Genomic DNA, 18,228 nt, shown 5'->3' with positions numbered 1-18,228 from the left:
GTACCTGGAGCTTTTTGTTTGGGGATCAAACATAGAGAGGAAAAAAGAGGTCAGAAAAAAATCCTCAACACTAGTATACTCTTTTCAGTAAGAAAATAAACCAATTTGAACAAAATACTTTATTTTTTTATCCATATAAAAATAAAAGCACTGACAAAATACAGTCTGTCAGTGCTTTTCATATATCATTATCTTGCGTTCTTTCCGCGTGAATAAGCCTCTTTCTTATTTTTTTCATTCATAATCTTTTTTATGACAGGATACAGCAGAGGTCCCCATTTTATTACGCTTTTTATTAATCTTTTCATATAGAAAACTTCCTCTCATTATGGAGTTGTTATGGATAAATTCCCTTTATCTACATACTCTAAACTTATTCTAGACGCTTTGGCACGGGGTGAGAATGACCTTCTACAATTTCAGAGAACAAGTTAGTGGTTTCTGGGATTGGAGGAGGACTTTGCTCGGAAGCTAAGTGTAAATTTAGCTGACGACTCATTTCCTCTAAGGTTAGTTGAATACGATCAATATCCTCTTTTGTTGCATACTTTTTTCGGTCAATTAACGAATAGCCGAGCTGTCCGCTCATCTCGATAGTGGCATACTTAACATCTTCTGCCTTATCTATGCCCTTTTGGCGGAGATGCATTTCTAGTTCGTCGACTGTCATTCGTAATTTTTTCATCGTTTGCAGCTTCAGTATGCCATTTTCAATGATTACTCTTGAACTTCCCCTTGCCAGACGTTCGAATACATTAATTTTTAAAGATAGGTATTCGATTACCAATAACGTTAACACAAGAACGAGAGCGGTCAATAATGTGTGCCAAAGGTTCTTGCTGACTACTGGCTGGATCAAGAGTGTTCCAACAGCGACCATTAACACGGTTTGTCCGATTGTCATTTGCGAAATGGATTTTCGTCCTGAGATGTGCAAGAGAACGATACCTGCAACGATGATCAGCACAGCTTGCCAAATAAAATTGAAATCCACGCCTTCATTCACCGCCAATTCAAGATTTCCATTTAGTATTGGTCAATCAAAAGGTCTTATGCATGGTCATCGGGAATCTTTATAAGGATACGTGGTAATGGGGTGTTGGAAAGCTTGCTTGATAATTTCGATAATGAAAACGCAAAAAAAGCTGTATAGTGTTCTGAAAGATGTTCCTTAAAAGCAGAACAACTCATTAGAACCCATACAGCTTCCTTTAAAATCTTAAATACGTGTCAATGTCTTCCCTAAGTATCCGAAGAGCACTGTCAGTACAGGACTCAATAAGCAGAAAAATGTAAACGGTAAATAGGCAAGTGTCGGCACGCCAAGCACAGTAGTAATGAAAATTCCCGCCACACTCCATGGAACGAGAGGGTTGATGACCGTTCCGGCATCTTCCATAACACGGCTCAAGTTTTTATTGGCCAGTCCGACTTTTTCATAAGATGACTGGAATGCTTGTCCTGTCAGTAAAATGGATAAATATTGCTCACCAATCAGTACGTTGATACCGATTGCTGTAAGTGCAGAAGCCATGATAACTGAAGACACTTTACGCAGTAAGCTTTCGATCTTTGCAAGCAGACATTGTACAATTCCCAGCGTAAACAGCATACCGCCCATACTTAAAGCTAGCAGTACAAGTGAGATGGTGAACATCATGCTTTCCATGCCTCCGCGAGAGAGTAGTTCATCTACTTCGGTTACGCCAGTTAATCCTTTATAACCGCTGAATAAAATCTCTAGTACTTCCGAAAAACCATATTGAGTATGGAAAAACGCAATGATCACAGCGACAAACGAGCTGGCTGCAAGCGTTAAAATTGCTGGTACCTTTGCAAATGTCAAGACGAATAGGACGATAATCGGAATGACAGTATACCAATGAATCATATTTGTACCCATTAATGCATCGCGAAAGGTCTCAATCTTTTGAAAATCACCAGATGCTGTACTGGGAGAGAGTATGCCGAAAAGTATTAGGGAGATGAAAAAAGCAGGGAACGTCGTCCACCCCATATTTCGTATATGTTCAAATAAGTCCACGCCAACAATAGAAGAGGCTAAGTTGGTCGTATCGGAAAGCGGCGACATTTTATCTCCGAAAAAAGCGCCTGACACAATTGCACCCGCAGCAAGTGGCAAGGACAAGTCCAGTACGTGAGCCATCCCGATAAACGCCACCCCGACTGTTGCAACTGTTGTTAATGAACTGCCGACGGATAGACCGATGATTGCGGTAACGACAAAGGCGATGGCATAGAAGTAGGCCGGTGTAATGATTTGAAACCCAGCATAGATCAAAGTAGGAATGGTCCCGCTCATCATCCAGCTACTGACAAGTACGCCAATAAAGAAGAATAAGAACACGGCACTCATACCTGAACTAGCGCCGTTTACTAGCCCTGTTTCAAGTTGTTTAAACGTAAATTTATTCCACATTCCATATCCAAACAACAATAAAATGGCCAATAAAATAGGTAAATGTGGTGCAGATTTAAACTGCACGATACAGATACTGATAAGTGCGACAATGGCAACGGACAAACTGACAGAAGCCTTAAAAGTTGGTTTATGAATCGCTTTGATTTGCAACATGCTGACTAGATGCCTCCCCTATAAATACGAAAAACCCCTGTCGCCCCCATAAGGGACGAAGGAGTTCTCCGCGATACCACCCTAATTGATAGCCTGAGCTATCCTCTCCATTGCATGTGAAGACAACTCGTTGGTGTAGTTCATTTCATACGTCGCCTGAACTTGCACCTACCGTTCAGTCTCTTGTTGCTGCCGCGAATGAAATTACTGAAGACAACGCTTCACTTTATATAAGACCTTGTTTTGTTTACAGAAAGATATACCGTTTTGAATATAACCACTTCTAACAGATAAGTCAATAGCTGAATGGAACGATTATAGAAAGACTGAAATGGGTAGAGAATAAAGAAGCAGCAGAAAGGACGTGACGGGTTTGCGGGAAACTAAATCTATGCCGAAGTTAGAAGGGAAAGATCACACAGCGAGTATGTTGAGGGAAGGCTATCAGTTTTTGCGAAATCGAAGAAGAGGACTGCACTCTAACGTATTTGAGACTCATTTACTTGGTGAACAAGTGATTTGTCTGTCCGGAGCGAAAGAAGCCGAACTATTTTATGATACGGATAAATTTATTCGCAAAGGGGCAGCACCGAAACGTGTCCAGCAAACATTGCTTGGTGAAAAAGGAGTCCAGACGCTGGACGGAGAGGCTCATTGTGTACGCAAGGAAGCATTCATGTCGCTAATGGGACCGGAGCAGATTCAGCAACTGAAAGAGATGGCCGCTGGGCAGTGGGAAAGAAAGTTACGTGACTGGGAACAGCAAGGGGAAGTGAATTTGTACGAAGAAGCTCAAGAACTTCTGCTTCGTCTTGCATGTCAATGGGCGGGTGTTCCATTGAAAGAAAAAGAAATTAAAGAGAAGCAAGAGGCAATCGTTCAGTTGTTTGAAACCCCTGCAACACTGGGCTATACGCATTGGAAAGGTAAGAAAGCACGTGAAGAAATGGAAGAATGGATCGGTGGCTTAATCAAATCTGTTCGTAAAGGAGATTTGATTCCTTTTGAAGGAACGGCTATGCATGTTTTTTCATTCCATCGTGATGAGAAAGGCAAGCTGCTTAGTGAAAAGATTGCCGCTGTTGAAGTGCTGAATATTGTCCGTCCAATAGTAGCAATTGCTATATATATCGCATTTACAGGACATGCCTTAATCCAACATCCTGAGGAGGCCAAAAAGCTCTCTTCTGGTAAGGAAAAAGATCTGCAGGATTTTGTTCAGGAGGTTCGTCGTTTGTATCCTTTCTTCCCATTTAATGCGGCACGTGTAAAAGAGAACTTTAAATGGGAAGGCTATGAGTTTAAGAAGGGAACGCTGACGATTCTCGATTTTTACGGAACGAATCACGACCCGAAATTATGGAATAATCCAGAAGTGTTTAATCCGTCAAGATTTGCAGAGGAGCCGATCACGCCATATAACTTAATTCCGCAGGGTGGTGGGGATTACATTCAAAATCATCGCTGCGCAGGAGAATGGGTAACGCTTGAGGTGATGAAGGTCAGCTTAGATTACTTGGCAAATCGAATGACATTTGAGGTGCCGGCGCAAGATTTAAGTTACAGTTTGGTGGATATTCCGAGCATTCCAAAGAGTGAAGTTATACTGAAACATGTGAAACGAAAAAATTGATCGATGCCCGGCCATTCATCCGCGAAGAGGTGGCCGGTTTTTAATGGGTAACCAAAAGCAGTATGAGGTAAGTGAACAGAATTATGTTTTGGAAAGGAAGGGGCAGCTTGTGAAAACATCTGAAGAAACAGCACCAAAGCCTAAACGAAACCTGAACGGATTGTGGATTATCCTGGCATTTGTCGTCCTTATAACAATTGTATTGCTTCCGAATCCCGCAGATTTGCCGGTAACGGGGCAACGTGCATTGGCCATCTTAGCATTCGCGGTCATCTTGTGGGTGACAGAGGCAGTACCGTATCCTGTGAGTGCAGCCATGATTTTAGGTTTGGCTGCAGTGCTGTTGGGTTTGGCACCCGATATGGCAAATCCGGATGAAATGCTTGGAACGAAAGAGGGCTTGAAAATGGCGTTGGCGGGGTTCTCCAGCCCAGCAGTGGCGCTTGTGGCAGCTGCCTTATTCTTGGCTACGGCAATGCAAGCGACCAATTTGCATAAACGTTTGGCATTGTATATCTTATCGAAAGTCGGTGTAAAAACAGGCGCCATTATTTTTGGTTCGATTGTAGTGTCTATCATATTAGCGTTTTTCGTACCGAGCGCTACAGCGCGAGCAGGAGCGGTTGTTCCGATTTTGCTTGGTATGGTGGCGGCTTTCGGACTTCCGGCAAACAGTCGATTAGGCGCGTTACTCGTCATAACTGCTGTGCAATCTGTATCGATTTGGAATATCGGTATTAAGACAGGCGCTGCACAAAATATGGTGGCACTTGGATTTATCGAGAAAGAATTTGGTGTTTCCGTTGCCTGGAGTTCTTGGTTCCTCTACGCCGCTCCTTGGTCGATCATCATGTCGATTGTTCTATACTTCGTCATGCTTGCAATTATTAAACCCGAAACAAAGGTAATAGAGGGAGGAAAAGAGTTGATCCAAGGTCAATTAAAAGAATTGGGTAAAATGAAGTCTTCCGAACTCCGCTTAATTATCATTTCTTTGATATTGCTGTTTCTATGGGCCACGGAGGAGAAGCTTCATTCATTCGACACGACAACAGTGACGATAGTGGCAATCGCTATTTTATTGACACCGAAGATTGGTGTATTTGATTGGAAAACTGTGCAGCAGATGATTCCGTGGGGAACGATTATCGTGTTCGCAGTCGGTATTTCCTTAGGGACCATTTTATTGGATACGACAGGTGCACAATGGCTGTCAGATAAAGTATTTGGGGCGATGGGCTTAAATAATATGCCGTTGCTCGCAACAATCGCGCTTCTGTCGCTATTTAATATTCTAATTCATCTAGGATTCGCCAGCGCCACGAGCTTATCATCTGCGCTTATCCCAATTTTTATTGCTCTGACTTCAACCATTGCATTGGATGTCAATGAAGTTGGTTTTGTCTTAATCCAGCAATTTGTCATCAGTTTCGGCTTTTTATTACCAGTGAGTGCGCCACAAAATATGTTAGCATACGGAACAGGCGCCTTTTCAGTGAAGGATTTCTTGAAGTCAGGAATACCGCTGACAGTTATCGGTTATTTGCTGATCCTACTGTTCAGTGCAACCTATTGGAAATGGATAGGACTGTTGTGAAAATTTATAGAAAGAACAAAAAGCAGAGGCAATGTGCCTCTGCTTTTCTGATGACTCTCTACTCAGACAATGGAGCTAGCGCAGACGATTGGTCAATGTATATAAATGCATCGTATCGCTGACTGATACGGGAAGGGACAAAATTTCCGTACGCCTCAAATTCAGGATTATAGACGACGCCAATTGCGCGGTGACCGATCCATTCATCAAATTGCTGTCGATTTTGATCGTTGAAAATCAACAGCTTGTCCTCCGCACCGGCGGCATGCAATTGTCCCTCCCACGTGTTGAATTTGGCAGGCGGCACCGTCATCCTTTCATACGACTCACCCCAACTGCTGCCCGCAATAACTGTTCCTTCGTAAGTACCGAATCCTATAGCCAATGTATTCTCTTTACCGTATTGCTCTCGAATTAATTGACCTACGTTGATCAATTGCTGGTCAGCCATGGATGTGGCCGTTGCGTCCCCGATATGAGTATTATGTTCCCAAACAATAAGTTTCGTGTCTTTTCCATAGTAGTTGTGAATTTCTTTAATTGCTTCTGTCATATGTGTGTCACGGATATTCCAGGACAGAGCATCGTCTTGGAGCATCGCACGATAATATGCCTCGGCATTTTTTGCTACCATCGCATTCATTTCCAAGTTCAAGTCCTGCTCATGTGCGTGTGGATAGCGCTCTTCATTGGAACGAATGGACTGCAGCAAGTTTGTGACTTCGCCTATGCATTCATCGGTGAAATGGGCAGATGAAAGTGCATAATGCTCGGGCATCCGGTTATAGGGCTCGAAGCAGGAGAAAGCTTTTTTGGCAAGTTCTAAATCAACACCATACGAGTCATTGCTTTCTAAAAACCCTAACACTTCATCGATGGATTCGTATAAGCTATATAAATCAATCCCATAGAAACCAACTTTCTGCTGAGGGGCACGCAGCTGGTTTACCTCTTGCAACCATCTTGCGAACGACTCGATTTCTGTGTTCGCCCACATCCAGGAGGGCCATCTGCTGAACGATCGAATCAATAAATCTCGTAAGTTCTCTTGTGCACTTTCGTAACCTTTAACATAATTATTGACAGCTTGAACGGAAGGCCAATCACCTTCTATGGCAATGGCAGAGAAGCCTTTTTCCTGAATCAGCCGTTTGGAAAACTCTGCGCGCAGCTGGTAGAATTCAGAAGTTCCATGAGAAGCTTCACCGATCAGAACAACTTGCGCATCTCCAGCTTTTTGCAACAATTGATCGAAAGCTATCGGATCCTTTAAAGGAATAGATTGCTCGCGTATAGCAGTTACTAGTTTTCTCGACATATCAAAACTCCTTTCCGTTTACCCAAGTATACCCGGGAATTATCCGAATTAACGGTGGAAAGGAGTGTATATATATATTAGGAGGAAGCATTGAATAACGGTGCTCGGTCATCCTTTTTCGGCTCGTCTGTTGTATCCATCACCTCGGATTCAATGGTTTTACCGAGCACATAATATTCAGTTTCCTCCTGTGTCAAGCTATTATAACGCTTACGGATAGCTAGATAGAAAATGCCGCCGACTACAGCCCATGCCAACAATAAAATATAAGAGGGTGTAGAAAGTGCAGCGGGAGAATTCGGTACGAGCAATAGAGCTAAGAAAGCTCCGCTGGCGATCATCCCAATCAATGCTAGAAATTTTTTCATTGGCGCTATTTCACGGCCTGTTTTTTCCTTATTCCAAGCAAGCACCTTATAAGCTGCTAGACAAGTGAAGAAATAGGCGACTGAAACGCCAGTTGAGGACATATCGACAATCCATGTGAGCGCCTGGCGTCCGAACCACGGAGTCGGCAATGTGATCAGGGCCACAAACCAGATTCCCCATACAGGTGTCTGGTTTTCCTTTGTCATGGTACGGAAAAAGTTAGGCAATGCACGAGCGCGGGCCATAGAAAACAGCAAGCGGCTAGACGACATGAAAAATCCATTGAGTCCTGTGAAGATTCCCATGACAATTGCCACAGCCATAACGGCTAGCCCGCCAATTCCTAATGCGGAACGGACTACTTCTCCTGTCAACCACAAATCACCAGTCCCGACTGCGGTTAGAGAAGGGAATGTCCAGCCGGTTAAACCAATCATAATTGCGTAAATCAAGAATGATGTAAATAAAGATGCGACGATAAGCATCGTAGCTTTTCGAGGAGAAAAATTAAATTCTTCAGCTGCTTGAGGCACATTGTCAAATCCAACATACGCCCAAGGAGCGATCGCCAGAATGACGAGTACCGAAGTTAAAATAGATTGGTTGCCTTTAAAGAAAGGTTGCAAGTTTGTAAGTGGCTGATCGGCGACGCTGAATGTGAAGAAACCTAGTAGCACCACGCCTGCCACAAGCAGCACACTGAAGTAGAACTGAATTTTTCCTGAAACACTGGTTCCTGTAGAATTAATGAGAGCGAACAGTAGAATCAACACACTGGCTATCAGTATTTCCGGCACATAGACATCCCATCCCGCTACCGAGTATAAATAGCCTTGCTTCATGAAACCTGGTGCCAAAAACTTTAACAACAATGTCAGCGCTGAGGCGTTCAATGCTACAATCGAAATATATCCGAGTGATAAAAACCAGCCGCAAATGAACGCCCATACTTTACCAGCCGCGATAAAAGCATATGTAAATCCGCCTCCGGATACCGGAAACTTCTTGATCATGACACCATAACTCGAAGCAATGATCATCATGATAAGGGCACCGATCCCTAGACCGATGATCGCACCAAGCGGTCCTGAATCGCGAATCCAATCACCGGGTAAAATGAAAGCACCCCAGCCTACTGATGAGCCAAGTGCAATCGCGAATACCCATGATGGTTTTAATGTTTTATGTAGTTTCCTTCGTGCATTCTCAGATCCTTGTTCCATATGAATCAATCCCTTATCAGTTGTATAGCGATTGTTTCCCCCTTTTAATTTGGTTTAAAACTTGTAAATAACTAGAAGGATACATAATGTGAAAAAACCAGGAAGATTTCAGTTTCCCTGGCCCTCGGCTTCAGTCATTCAAATGCCTGCTGCAAATCTTCTAACAAGTCTTCCACATCTTCAATGCCGACAGATAATCTTACTAGTTTAGGCGTGATGCCTAATTTGGTTTGTTCTTCAGTGGGAATGGTTGCATGTGTCATTTTGGCTGGTACAGAAATTAGACTTTCCACTGCTCCCAGACTAACAGCAAGCTGGAAAATCTTCACTTTCTCAATAATTTGCTCGGCCAGTTCTTCACTATCCACTTCAAATGATAAGACACCACCGAAACCCCGTGCTTGTTGTTTGGCTAATTGATGCCCTGGATGGCTCTCGAGTCCGGGGTAGTAGACCTTTTTTACTTGTGGTTGCTCCGTCAGCCATTCAGCGATACGTTTCGTGTTCACTTCATGTTCTTCCATTCGTATGCCCAATGTTTTCATCCCACGCAACAACAGATAGGAGTCTTGTGGACCAAGTATGGCGCCTACGGCTTTTTGAACCAAATGAATATCTTCTCCGAGCTGCTTATCTTTCACGGCAACGAGACCTGCTACGACGTCGCTATGTCCGCTTAAGTATTTCGTGGCGCTGTGGAACACGACATCAGCTCCGAGCTCCAGAGGATTTTGCCAATAGGGAGTCAGGAATGTGTTATCGACAATCAACGTCAGGTCATGCTCTTTCGCTACTTTTGAAAGAGCTGCAATATCGACTACTTTTAAGAATGGATTCCCTGGCGTTTCGATGACAATCGCTTTCGTATTTGGCTGGATTGCCTCTGAAATATTTTCGATAACAGTTGGGTCGACAAAAGTTGATGTTAAATTCAGTCGATTTAGTACTTGATTGAGAACACGGTATGTACCGCCGTATACGTCATTGCTAATGATGAAGTGATCACCGGCGTTAAATGTCATAAGAACAGAGGACAAAGCGGCCAATCCAGACGCGAATGCAAGTCCGCGTTTTCCGCCTTCGATATCGGCAATGTATTGCTCCACCGCATTTCGTGTGGGGTTACCGGCTCGTGAGTAATCATAGCCTCTGTTTTTGTCGGGTGCATCCTGTTTGAACGTACTGACCTGATAGATTGGGACAGTCACCGCTCCTGTCAGTGGATCACCTGAAATCCCTGCGTGAATCAATTTCGTTTTTAATCTCAACATAATTCCTCCTTATTTCCAAGTGGTTTAATAGGTTTTAAACTAACGATAGATTAAAGTAATTTGTTTAGTTTGTCAATTCTATATAGTATAATTACTTGCATGAAGAGTTTTGAATGTTGACAGAGTCTGCACAATCTCTTATGATTCTAAACAACAAATACTTATTAGAATAGTGGGGTTTAAGAAATGAAGAAGATTTTATTACCATTTCTATTAATTTTATTGTCCGCAGTTTTGGTTGCTTGCGGCACGAAAGAGGACGATAAGACGAACGGTTCCAATGAAAAACCTACAGAAGAATCGTCGGGTGATTCCGCTGCAAATAATGGCCTGTTAGAAGAAGTGTTAGAAAAAGGTATACTAAATATTGGAACAGAAGGAACGTACGCACCGTTTTCGTTTCACGATGAATCTGGAAAATTAACGGGCTATGATGTGGAAGTGACTGAAGAAGTCGCAAAGCGTTTAGGCGTGGAAGCGAAGTTTTTTGAAACGCAGTGGGATGCTATTTTTGCGGGGTTGGATGCCAAGCGCTTTGACGTCATCGCCAACCAAGTCGGCATCAATGATGACCGCAAGGCGAAGTACGAGTTCTCTCAGCCATATACACGCTCTCATTCTGTACTGATCATTCATGCAGATGAGCAGATTGCATTTGATGGAATGGAAGGTAAGAAAGCAGCACAAACATTGACGAGTAACTATGGTGAGCTAGCCAAGTCGCATGGTGCAGAAATCATCAAAGTAGACGGCTTTAATCAGGCGGTCGATTTGATCGTCTCCAAGCGGGTGGATGGTACGTACAATGACAAAATTTCCGCTCTAGACTACCTGCAGCAAAAACCAGACGCTCCTATTCAAATAGTGGAAGAGGAAGATACTTCAGCTGAAAATGAATCGGAAAACGCGTTTTTATTCAGACAAGGAAATGAAGATTTAGTTGATGAAATAAACAAAGCGTTAGATGCGATGCGTGAAGACGGTAAGTTGAAAGAGATCTCCGAAAAATGGTTTGGTGAAGATGTTTCTTAATAGTATTGCGTTAAGTCCCGAACGGATACAGAGACTCCAAGAAATCGCATCAACATCCATCGGGCCGTTGATTGAAGGGGCTATTAAGTTCACAATACCTTTGGCGATCATTACATTCATCATTGGGCTTATCATTGCGATCTTTACAGCTCTGGCACGGATTTCTTCCAGCAAAATATTGCGCGGGATTGCACGGGTATATGTTTCCATCATCCGAGGTACTCCATTGTTAGTGCAATTATTTATTATCTTCTACGGACTGCCGACGATCGGGGTTGTTATCGATCCATTCCCATCGGCGGTCATCGGATTTTCATTGAATGTGGGCGCATATGCTTCTGAAATTATTCGGGCTGCGATTCTATCCATTCCTAAAGGCCAATGGGAAGCGGCCTATTCAATCGGCATGAATTATTCTCAGGCATTGCGTAAAATCGTGTTACCACAAGCCGCGCGGGTCTCTGTTCCGCCGCTTTCCAATTCATTTATCGGATTGGTTAAGGACACCTCGCTGGCCGCGACAATTTTGGTGGCAGAGACGTTTAGACGAGCACAAGAAATTGCATCGATGAACTACGAATTTTTATTCGTCTATACCATGGCTGCACTTGTCTACTGGGTGATCTGTTTCATCCTATCGATTATTCAAGGTAGAATTGAAGGGCGACTGGATCGGTTTGTCGGCAAGTCAGGAGGTTTATCATGATTTCGATACAGGGTTTAAGAAAGTCTTTCGGGTCGATGGAAGTTATCAAAAATGTAGACTTGGATATTGAGCAAGGGAAAGTGGTTGTTATCATTGGACCTTCGGGCTCTGGTAAATCTACATTACTACGCTGCCTAAATGTACTGGAAACCCCGAACGGTGGAATCATTTCCATCGACGATCAGCAGTTGGATTTCAACAAGTCCGTATCTAAAAAAGCAATTGGGGCGTTTCGCCAGCTCACGGGCATGGTGTTTCAGGGCTATAATCTATTCCCGCATTTGACTGCAATGGGCAATGTCACTGAAGGATTGACGACGGTCAAAGGGCAGTCCAAGAAAGAAGCAGAGAAAACTGCGGGACAATTGCTGGCGAAAGTGGGATTGGCTGATCATAAAGAAAAATATCCGTACCAGCTTTCGGGTGGCCAGGAACAACGTGTGGCGATTGCACGAGCTCTTGCAATGGATCCGAAAGTGATGTTATTCGACGAGCCGACGTCTGCACTTGATCCGGAGTTGGTCAATGAAGTGCTGCGCGTTATGAAAGACTTGGCTCATGAAGGAATGACGATGGCTGTCGTGACACATGAAATGCGATTTGCACAAGAGGTCGCAGATGAAGTGATCTTCATTGATGGAGGCGTCATTGTAGAAAGAGGAGCGCCTGCGGATATCTTTAACAATCCACAGCATGAGCGGACGAAGAAATTTTTGAGTTTATTGCAGTGATATCAAAAATGCTTGGCTGAGATTCATTCAGCCAAGCATTTTTTATGTCTGATCTTTAAGATTGCAGAGGAGGGTGCCAGCGATAGGTTTCCAGTGGGATTCGGCTGTTTGCATCAAATTCTATTCCTTCCGATTCCAAACGTTCTCGCTGCATCTCGCCTTTTGATTCGGCGTTTTCTGGAGTAGAGATTGTTCCCTTTGCATTGATAATTCGATGCCACGGTAAATCATACTTGGCACTCATTGAATGCAGTATGCGTGCAACTTGTCGGGCACCGCGTGGATTTCCTGCTTCTGCGGCTACTTGTCCATACGTCATGACGTGGCCTGGCGGGATTTGTTGGATGATCTTCACAGTGTTTTCCGTAAATGTTTGCAAGATATTGCTCCTTTTTAAAAAAGCGTAGCATAAATTATAGAAGAAGTCACATGAGCCATAGTCATCTGCAAGTTCTATCTTGGTAGTTTCCTCTTGTTCTCCAACTTACTTCGAGCTAATCGCTTTTTCTTCCGTGATCAAGTGAAAATGGCAGGAGGCCGCGCCAAAGTCTCGCTGTACCGCACCAAATTTTCATTGGTCCGAACCAACCTCATCGCGTACCGCGCATTTGACAAGTTGTACCGAACCAAACCCCTCTCCAAACGAGCCAAAACAGCCGTACACCGCACATTTCCAACGCCTGTCGAGCCTACCCGGGCGCTTTCCACTTTTGATAAATGATGTGCTATTATTTATGTACGGTTAGAAAGGGGAATGTAAATGGACATTAACACATTAGAATATGCCCAAAAACTTGATTCACAAGATCAATTAGCTTCATATCGGCAGGAGTTTTATTTGCCAGAACAGAAAATCTATATGGATGGAAATTCTCTTGGCCTGTTGTCGGGCAGGGCGGAACGAACGTTACTGGAACTGCTTGATTCATGGAAGACGTTAGGCATTGACGGTTGGACGGAAGGTGCGAACCCATGGTTTTATATGGCGGAGCAATTGGGAGAGCGGATGTGTACATTGGTAGGTGGAAAAGAGTCTGAAGTAATCGCAACGGGTTCAACGACGACGAATTTACATCAGCTCGTGTCGACATTCTATAAGCCGTCAGGTAAGCGAACGAAAATATTGGCGGATGAATTGAATTTTCCTTCTGATATTTATGCACTGCAAAGTCAGATAAGATTGAAAGGCTTGGACCCTGATGAGCAATTGGTTCGTGTGAAAAGCGATGATGGGTTGACACTCGATGAAAAACGGATCATTGAGGCAATGACGGACGAGGTGGCGTTGATTGTACTGCCGGCTGTGCTTTATCGAAGCGGACAAGTGCTGAATATGAAGGCGCTTACAGAAGCTGCGAATGAAAAAGGTATCCCCATCGGTTTTGACTTATGTCATTCAATCGGAGCGATCCCTCATGAACTTCATGACTGGGGAGCAGACTTCGCATTTTGGTGTACGTATAAACATTTGAATGGCGGACCGGGTTCAGTGGGTGGATTATTCATTCATGAACGGCATTTCGGAAAAGCAGCTGGACTCGCAGGTTGGTTTGGCTCAGATAAGACGAAGCAATTTGACATGGATCATAAAATGACAGCGGCTGCTGATGCGGGGGCATATCAGATTGGTACGCCACATATATTGAGCTTGGCGCCGCTGATCGGTTCGTTGGAGATGTTCGAAGAGCTTGGAATGGAGCGGATTCGGGAGAAATCTCTTGCGCTCACGAGCTATATGCTGGAATGCATCGAAGGAGATTTGAGCGATTATTCTTTCGGCATCGGCAATCCGATTGATTCCACACGCGGCGGACACCTTTTATTGCTGCATGAAGAAGCGGCAAGGATTTGTCAGGCGTTGAAAGCGGAAGGTGTCATTCCGGATTTCCGAGCGCCGGACGGTATTCGCTTGGCACCGGTTGCGCTTTATAATTCATTTGAAGATGTGTGGCAGACAGTACAAATCTTAAAAAGAATTATGAAGGATGAGACGTATAAACAATTTCCGAATGAACGAGGTGTTGTAGCATGACAAATGAATGGATTGATATCACACAACTGCTGAACAAAGAAATTGCAGAGTGGCCGGGAGACACACCGTTTTCCTACGAAGTAGCCGTTTCTAAAGAGCAGTCGGGGTCGGTCAATATTGGAAAGTTGACGATGAGCACACATATCGGGACACATACCGATGCACCGTTTCATTATGATGATGAAGGGTTGCGTATCTTGGACTTGCCTATAGATCTTTACATCGGCCGCGCTTGTTTGATTGATGTGACAGGAGTGGATTGTGTAACGCGGGCAGACTTGGAACATGTGAACTTCGTGGGGGCAGAACGAATTTTATTGAGAACAGGCAGTCATCCGACATCAACGAAATTTCCGGAATGTTTCACGGTAATTGGTGAAGATGTAGGGCCCTTGTTGAAAGAGCGCGGTGTGCGGTTACTTGGAGTAGATACACCTTCCGTTGATGCGGAGGATAGTAAGGAATTGCTTGCGCATCATTCCCTATATCGCAATGATGTCATCATTATAGAAAATTTAGTATTGCATTCATTGGAGCCTGGTCAGTATGAATTGATCGCTTTGCCTTTAGCACTGGCAGAAGCAGATGGCAGCCCGGTTCGTGCAGTCGTTAGGAAGTGGGAATCATGACGGAAAAAGGGATTCATACAGATTTTCGTGAGTCGATGACATATGGTGAGTATTTAAATTTGGATAAAGTGTTGTCGAGTCAAGAACGTTTATCGGGGCACCATGACGAAATGCTGTTTATCATTATCCACCAAGTGAATGAGCTGTGGATGAAATTAATTTTGCATGAGCTTGAAACAGCGATTGATTCGATTCAGAAAGATGAGTTGCCGGAAGCTTTCAAGATGCTTGCCCGTGTGTCGAAAGTCCAAACCCAGATTATTCAAGCGTGGGATGTGCTCGCTACACTGACACCTGCAGAATATATGGAGTTCCGCGATAGTTTGGGGCGTGCGTCTGGTTTCCAATCGTATCAGAATCGGTTGATCGAATTTGCACTAGGTTATAAGCAACCGCAGATTATCCAAATTTATGAGAAGGATCCGAAACTATCCGAGGCGTTAGAAAAAGCCTATCATGCGCCGGGTATTTACGACGTGGCGATTCAAGCTTTGGCACGTGCAGGTTTCCCGATCAACCCTGAATTGCTGAAGCGCGATTTCTCTATTACGTACGCAGGTGATCCAAGTGTGGCAGCTGCCTGGCTTGAAGTATACCGTGATGTGGATCGCTATTGGGATCTTTATCAACTTGCAGAAAAGTTGGTGGACATTGAAGACAGTCATCAGCAATGGCGATTTAGACATATGAAGACTGTTGAGCGTATCATCGGTTTCAAAACAGGAACTGGCGGTTCATCAGGCGTTAGTTACTTGAAGTCTGTACTAGATCATCGCTTCTTTCCAGAGCTGTGGGACGTGCGTACTAAAATTTGACAGACTGGCAAGCTAGCAACTATGATAGAAATTAAAATAATCAGAAAACGAAAGGTGGTCGATGTATTGAAAAAGAAATCGTGGGGTCATCTGTTGCTTGCATTCGCTCTACTGTTGCAGCTTGCTGTGCTTCCATTGAAAACCGTTGCCGCAGAACCTGAAAAGTCACCAACTTGGATTGCTCCAATCAATTATTTAGCACTTGGGGATTCATTGGCTTTTGGTATTAATTCCACGGGAGAGCCAGGTAAAGGGTATGTGGACTTTTTGGCGGATGAGTTAGCAAAACAGGAAGTCTTGCAAACGAGTAATAAAGGTTTTTCGTTTCCTGGCTATACGTCTAGTGATGTGCTGAAAGATTTGCAGACAGACATTTCAAAGCCCGTAATTGGTACAGGCAGTCAAGATAAAACCGCGGCTCTTCATCAGTCAATCAAGGAAGCTAATTTAATTACATTGACCGCTGGCGCCAATGATGTGCTTCCATATTTCAAGTTTGATGAAAGTACGGGGAAACCAGACTTCAACCTGGAAGAGATTCAAGCTGCTATGACGAAGGTTGGGGGGAATATCCAGCAGATTTTGGCGAAAATCTATCAATTGAATCCTGAAGCACAAGTATATGTGATGGGGTATTACAATTCATTCCCGCATATGCCTGCTGAGCTTCAACCTCAAATTGCACAGCTTGTAAAGGGATTAAATGGTGCAATTCAAGGTGGAATGCAAGGTACACCAGCTAAATTTGTTCAGACAGATGAATTAATTGCGAAGGACTTTTCAAAGTATTTACCAAACCCTAAAAATATTCATTTAAGTGAGGCAGGCTACCAAGTAGTAGCAGGTGCATTCCAAGAATCATTGATGAATAATTATCCATGGTTTCCGAAAGATGTACTGACAGCGGAAGCAAAAGATCAATCCACTGTCGTATTGAATTGGGGGCCGGTTATTGATACAGGAATGATTATGACGTATCAAGTGTACAATGGCGACAAAATGGTAGGCGAAGTAATGGGCCCTGTTTTAACTTATGAAATTGGCGACCTGCAGCCAGACAAAGAATATCAATTCTCTGTCCAAGCTGTAGATCAGCATGGTAAAAAGAGCATGCATACCATCAAAACGTCGTATACACTAGAAAAGGTACCAGTAGAGCCATCTGTCACTTTTACAGATATTTCGAATCATTGGGCGAAAGATGTGATTGAACTGGCTGCGGAGAAAGGTATTGTAGGCGGCTACTCGGATCTTACATTCCGTCCTGACAAGTCTTTGACACGCGCTCAGGCTACTTCCATTATCGTACGTGCATTGGATTTGAAGCCAAAGAGCAACAACATGCCATTTGAGGATTTGGCATATTATGCAGATAGCACAAAAGCAGATATTCAAGCCGCTTACGATCACGGACTGATTAACGGGGTAAATGGGCAGTTCATGCCAAATCAATCGATCAGTCGTGCACAATTGGCATTATTGCTCAGCCGTACCTATGAAGCGGCTACTGGAAAACCATTCACACCAACAGTCACTGCACCATTTAAAGACATCCAGAACTTTGCAAAAGAAACGCAAGGGGCAATCGCAGGATTGTATCAGCTAAATATTGCGACAGGAGATCAAGGGAAGTTCATGCCGAACGCTCCAACGACTCGAGCACATGCGGCGAAGATGATTGTTAATTCCTTGGAAGCGATCGGACAATAATAGAAAGGAAGGGCTTGGATACACCAAGACCTTCCTTTTTTTGGATTTATTCTGATTTTAACTTTACAAACAAAGGAATATATGGTTTACTATAATAATTAGTTAGGATAACTAATTATCGAGAGGAAGATAAAATATGAAACGTCAACAAATGTTTTTTACAGAGTATTTTCAAGTCTATCGTCCTGTGCTGAATCGATTGAATATGCTGCTTGCGCCGCACAATTTATTTCATTCTCAATGGGGGATATTAAAGCTATTGAAGCTGGAAGGTGAAATGACTTCAGCAGAAATTGCCTTACGTCAACAAGTAGAAAAACCAAGTGTCACAAAGATTATTCAGCGTTTAGTAGAAATGAATTTAGTCAGTGTACGTCCTGGAACAGATCGCCGTGAAAAGTGGATTGGTTTGACTGCGGCTGGTCAGAATACAGTGGAGACAATTATGGCGGAATTAGAAATACTGTATTGTGAACTATTGAATGGAATTGAACTTGAAGAGCTTGAATCCGCAATTCGAGTTATGGAGTCCGCGAGAAAAAATCTGAACAACTAAGAGAGTGATT

Annotated in this window: 16 protein-coding genes; 10 read left to right on the top strand and 6 right to left on the bottom strand. The window is 43.6% G+C overall.

The annotated features are described in order from the left end of the window. Positions 1–373: 373 nt before the first annotated feature. Positions 374–1,006 carry a YetF domain-containing protein gene (locus MKX97_RS17250; protein ID WP_078818709.1) on the bottom strand — a complete coding sequence of 211 codons (633 nt, stop codon included), beginning with the start codon at positions 1,004–1,006 and terminating at the stop codon, positions 374–376. 213 nt (positions 1,007–1,219) lie between these two features. Next, positions 1,220–2,596: a Na+/H+ antiporter NhaC gene (gene nhaC / locus MKX97_RS17245; RefSeq protein ID WP_078818680.1), complete on the bottom strand. Its 1,377-nt coding sequence runs from the start codon at positions 2,594–2,596 to the stop codon at positions 1,220–1,222. A gap of 391 nt (positions 2,597–2,987) precedes the next feature. Between nhaC and MKX97_RS17240 the strand changes: the two genes are divergently transcribed. Both MKX97_RS17240 and MKX97_RS17235 read left to right on the top strand, forming a co-directional pair. Beyond that, a complete protein-coding gene (locus MKX97_RS17240; RefSeq protein WP_342536574.1) occupies positions 2,988–4,229 on the top strand; it encodes a cytochrome P450 in 1,242 nt (413 codons plus the stop codon). A 43-nt stretch (positions 4,230–4,272) separates the two neighbouring features. After that, complete coding sequence (locus tag MKX97_RS17235; protein ID WP_245799555.1) at positions 4,273–5,826, top strand: DASS family sodium-coupled anion symporter; 1,554 nt, start codon at positions 4,273–4,275, stop codon at positions 5,824–5,826. Between the two features lie 58 nt (positions 5,827–5,884). Here MKX97_RS17235 and MKX97_RS17230 read toward each other — a convergent pair whose 3' ends face one another. From MKX97_RS17230 to MKX97_RS17220, 3 genes are all read right to left on the bottom strand, one after another. Beyond that, a complete protein-coding gene (locus MKX97_RS17230) occupies positions 5,885–7,144 on the bottom strand; it encodes an erythromycin esterase family protein (protein WP_342536573.1) in 1,260 nt (419 codons plus the stop codon). Between the two features lie 77 nt (positions 7,145–7,221). Further along, the gene (locus MKX97_RS17225) at positions 7,222–8,736 is read right to left on the bottom strand and encodes an APC family permease (RefSeq protein WP_342536572.1); all 1,515 of its coding nucleotides are present in this window, start codon (positions 8,734–8,736) and stop codon (positions 7,222–7,224) included. Between the two features lie 134 nt (positions 8,737–8,870). Beyond that, positions 8,871–10,004, bottom strand: coding sequence for a bifunctional cystathionine gamma-lyase/homocysteine desulfhydrase (locus tag MKX97_RS17220; protein WP_342537530.1), 1,134 nt, complete (start codon positions 10,002–10,004; stop codon positions 8,871–8,873). A gap of 189 nt (positions 10,005–10,193) precedes the next feature. Between MKX97_RS17220 and MKX97_RS17215 the strand changes: the two genes are divergently transcribed. From MKX97_RS17215 to MKX97_RS17205, 3 genes are read left to right on the top strand one after another with little or no spacing between them, the layout of a single operon-like run. Continuing rightward, entirely contained in the window at positions 10,194–11,039 is an 846-nt protein-coding gene (locus MKX97_RS17215; protein ID WP_342536571.1) for an amino acid ABC transporter substrate-binding protein, read from the top strand. Continuing rightward, complete coding sequence (locus MKX97_RS17210) at positions 11,029–11,745, top strand: amino acid ABC transporter permease (protein ID WP_009499160.1); 717 nt, start codon at positions 11,029–11,031, stop codon at positions 11,743–11,745. Before MKX97_RS17215 ends, MKX97_RS17210 begins: the two co-directional genes overlap by 11 nt. Then, positions 11,742–12,476, top strand: coding sequence for an amino acid ABC transporter ATP-binding protein (locus MKX97_RS17205; protein WP_009499159.1), 735 nt, complete (start codon positions 11,742–11,744; stop codon positions 12,474–12,476). Before MKX97_RS17210 ends, MKX97_RS17205 begins: the two co-directional genes overlap by 4 nt. Before the next feature lie 55 nt (positions 12,477–12,531). On the opposite strand, the gene MKX97_RS17200 is transcribed toward MKX97_RS17205, so the two are convergent. Beyond that, on the bottom strand, positions 12,532–12,855 hold the full coding sequence (locus MKX97_RS17200) for an MGMT family protein (protein WP_078818677.1): 324 nt from the start codon (positions 12,853–12,855) through the stop codon (positions 12,532–12,534). Positions 12,856–13,236: 381 nt separating this feature from the next. Here MKX97_RS17200 and kynU point away from each other — a divergent pair, with 381 nt between their 5' ends. The 5 genes from kynU (at position 13,237) to MKX97_RS17175 (ending at position 18,218) form a co-directional block, all read left to right on the top strand. Then, the gene (gene kynU / locus MKX97_RS17195; protein WP_342536570.1) at positions 13,237–14,508 is read left to right on the top strand and encodes a kynureninase; all 1,272 of its coding nucleotides are present in this window, start codon (positions 13,237–13,239) and stop codon (positions 14,506–14,508) included. After that, positions 14,505–15,137, top strand: coding sequence for an arylformamidase (gene kynB, locus MKX97_RS17190; RefSeq protein WP_342536569.1), 633 nt, complete (start codon positions 14,505–14,507; stop codon positions 15,135–15,137). The genes kynU and kynB overlap by 4 nt, the downstream gene beginning before the upstream one ends. Continuing rightward, on the top strand, positions 15,134–15,952 hold the full coding sequence (kynA, locus tag MKX97_RS17185; protein ID WP_221836948.1) for a tryptophan 2,3-dioxygenase: 819 nt from the start codon (positions 15,134–15,136) through the stop codon (positions 15,950–15,952). The genes kynB and kynA overlap by 4 nt, the downstream gene beginning before the upstream one ends. A gap of 66 nt (positions 15,953–16,018) precedes the next feature. Continuing rightward, entirely contained in the window at positions 16,019–17,662 is a 1,644-nt protein-coding gene (locus tag MKX97_RS17180) for an S-layer homology domain-containing protein (protein WP_342536568.1), read from the top strand. Positions 17,663–17,798: 136 nt separating this feature from the next. After that, on the top strand, positions 17,799–18,218 hold the full coding sequence (locus tag MKX97_RS17175) for a MarR family transcriptional regulator (protein WP_342536567.1): 420 nt from the start codon (positions 17,799–17,801) through the stop codon (positions 18,216–18,218). Positions 18,219–18,228: the final 10 nt, after the last annotated feature.

The sequence above is a fragment of the Sporosarcina sp. FSL K6-3508 genome, assembly GCF_038615825.1.
Taxonomy (GTDB): Bacteria; Bacillota; Bacilli; order Bacillales_A; family Planococcaceae; genus Sporosarcina; species Sporosarcina newyorkensis.
Note: the sequence above shows the minus strand (reverse complement) of the source record. Positions and strands in the feature narration are given on the sequence as shown.

What these genes read in the sequence shown, in the direction of transcription:
- MKX97_RS17240 (WP_342536574.1), top strand. Translation starts at nt 2,988, where the DNA reads ATGCCGAAGTTAGAAGGGAAAGATCACACAGCGAGTATGTTGAGGGAA.
- kynU (WP_342536570.1), top strand. Translation starts at nt 13,237, where the DNA reads ATGGACATTAACACATTAGAATATGCCCAAAAACTTGATTCACAAGAT.
- MKX97_RS17230 (WP_342536573.1), bottom strand. Translation starts at nt 7,144, where the DNA reads ATGTCGAGAAAACTAGTAACTGCTATACGCGAGCAATCTATTCCTTTA.
- kynB (WP_342536569.1), top strand. Translation starts at nt 14,505, where the DNA reads ATGACAAATGAATGGATTGATATCACACAACTGCTGAACAAAGAAATT.
- MKX97_RS17215 (WP_342536571.1), top strand. Translation starts at nt 10,194, where the DNA reads ATGAAGAAGATTTTATTACCATTTCTATTAATTTTATTGTCCGCAGTT.
- MKX97_RS17225 (WP_342536572.1), bottom strand. Translation starts at nt 8,736, where the DNA reads ATGGAACAAGGATCTGAGAATGCACGAAGGAAACTACATAAAACATTA.
- MKX97_RS17235 (WP_245799555.1), top strand. Translation starts at nt 4,273, where the DNA reads ATGGGTAACCAAAAGCAGTATGAGGTAAGTGAACAGAATTATGTTTTG.
- kynA (WP_221836948.1), top strand. Translation starts at nt 15,134, where the DNA reads ATGACGGAAAAAGGGATTCATACAGATTTTCGTGAGTCGATGACATAT.
- MKX97_RS17210 (WP_009499160.1), top strand. Translation starts at nt 11,029, where the DNA reads ATGTTTCTTAATAGTATTGCGTTAAGTCCCGAACGGATACAGAGACTC.
- MKX97_RS17205 (WP_009499159.1), top strand. Translation starts at nt 11,742, where the DNA reads ATGATTTCGATACAGGGTTTAAGAAAGTCTTTCGGGTCGATGGAAGTT.
- MKX97_RS17175 (WP_342536567.1), top strand. Translation starts at nt 17,799, where the DNA reads ATGAAACGTCAACAAATGTTTTTTACAGAGTATTTTCAAGTCTATCGT.
- nhaC (WP_078818680.1), bottom strand. Translation starts at nt 2,596, where the DNA reads ATGTTGCAAATCAAAGCGATTCATAAACCAACTTTTAAGGCTTCTGTC.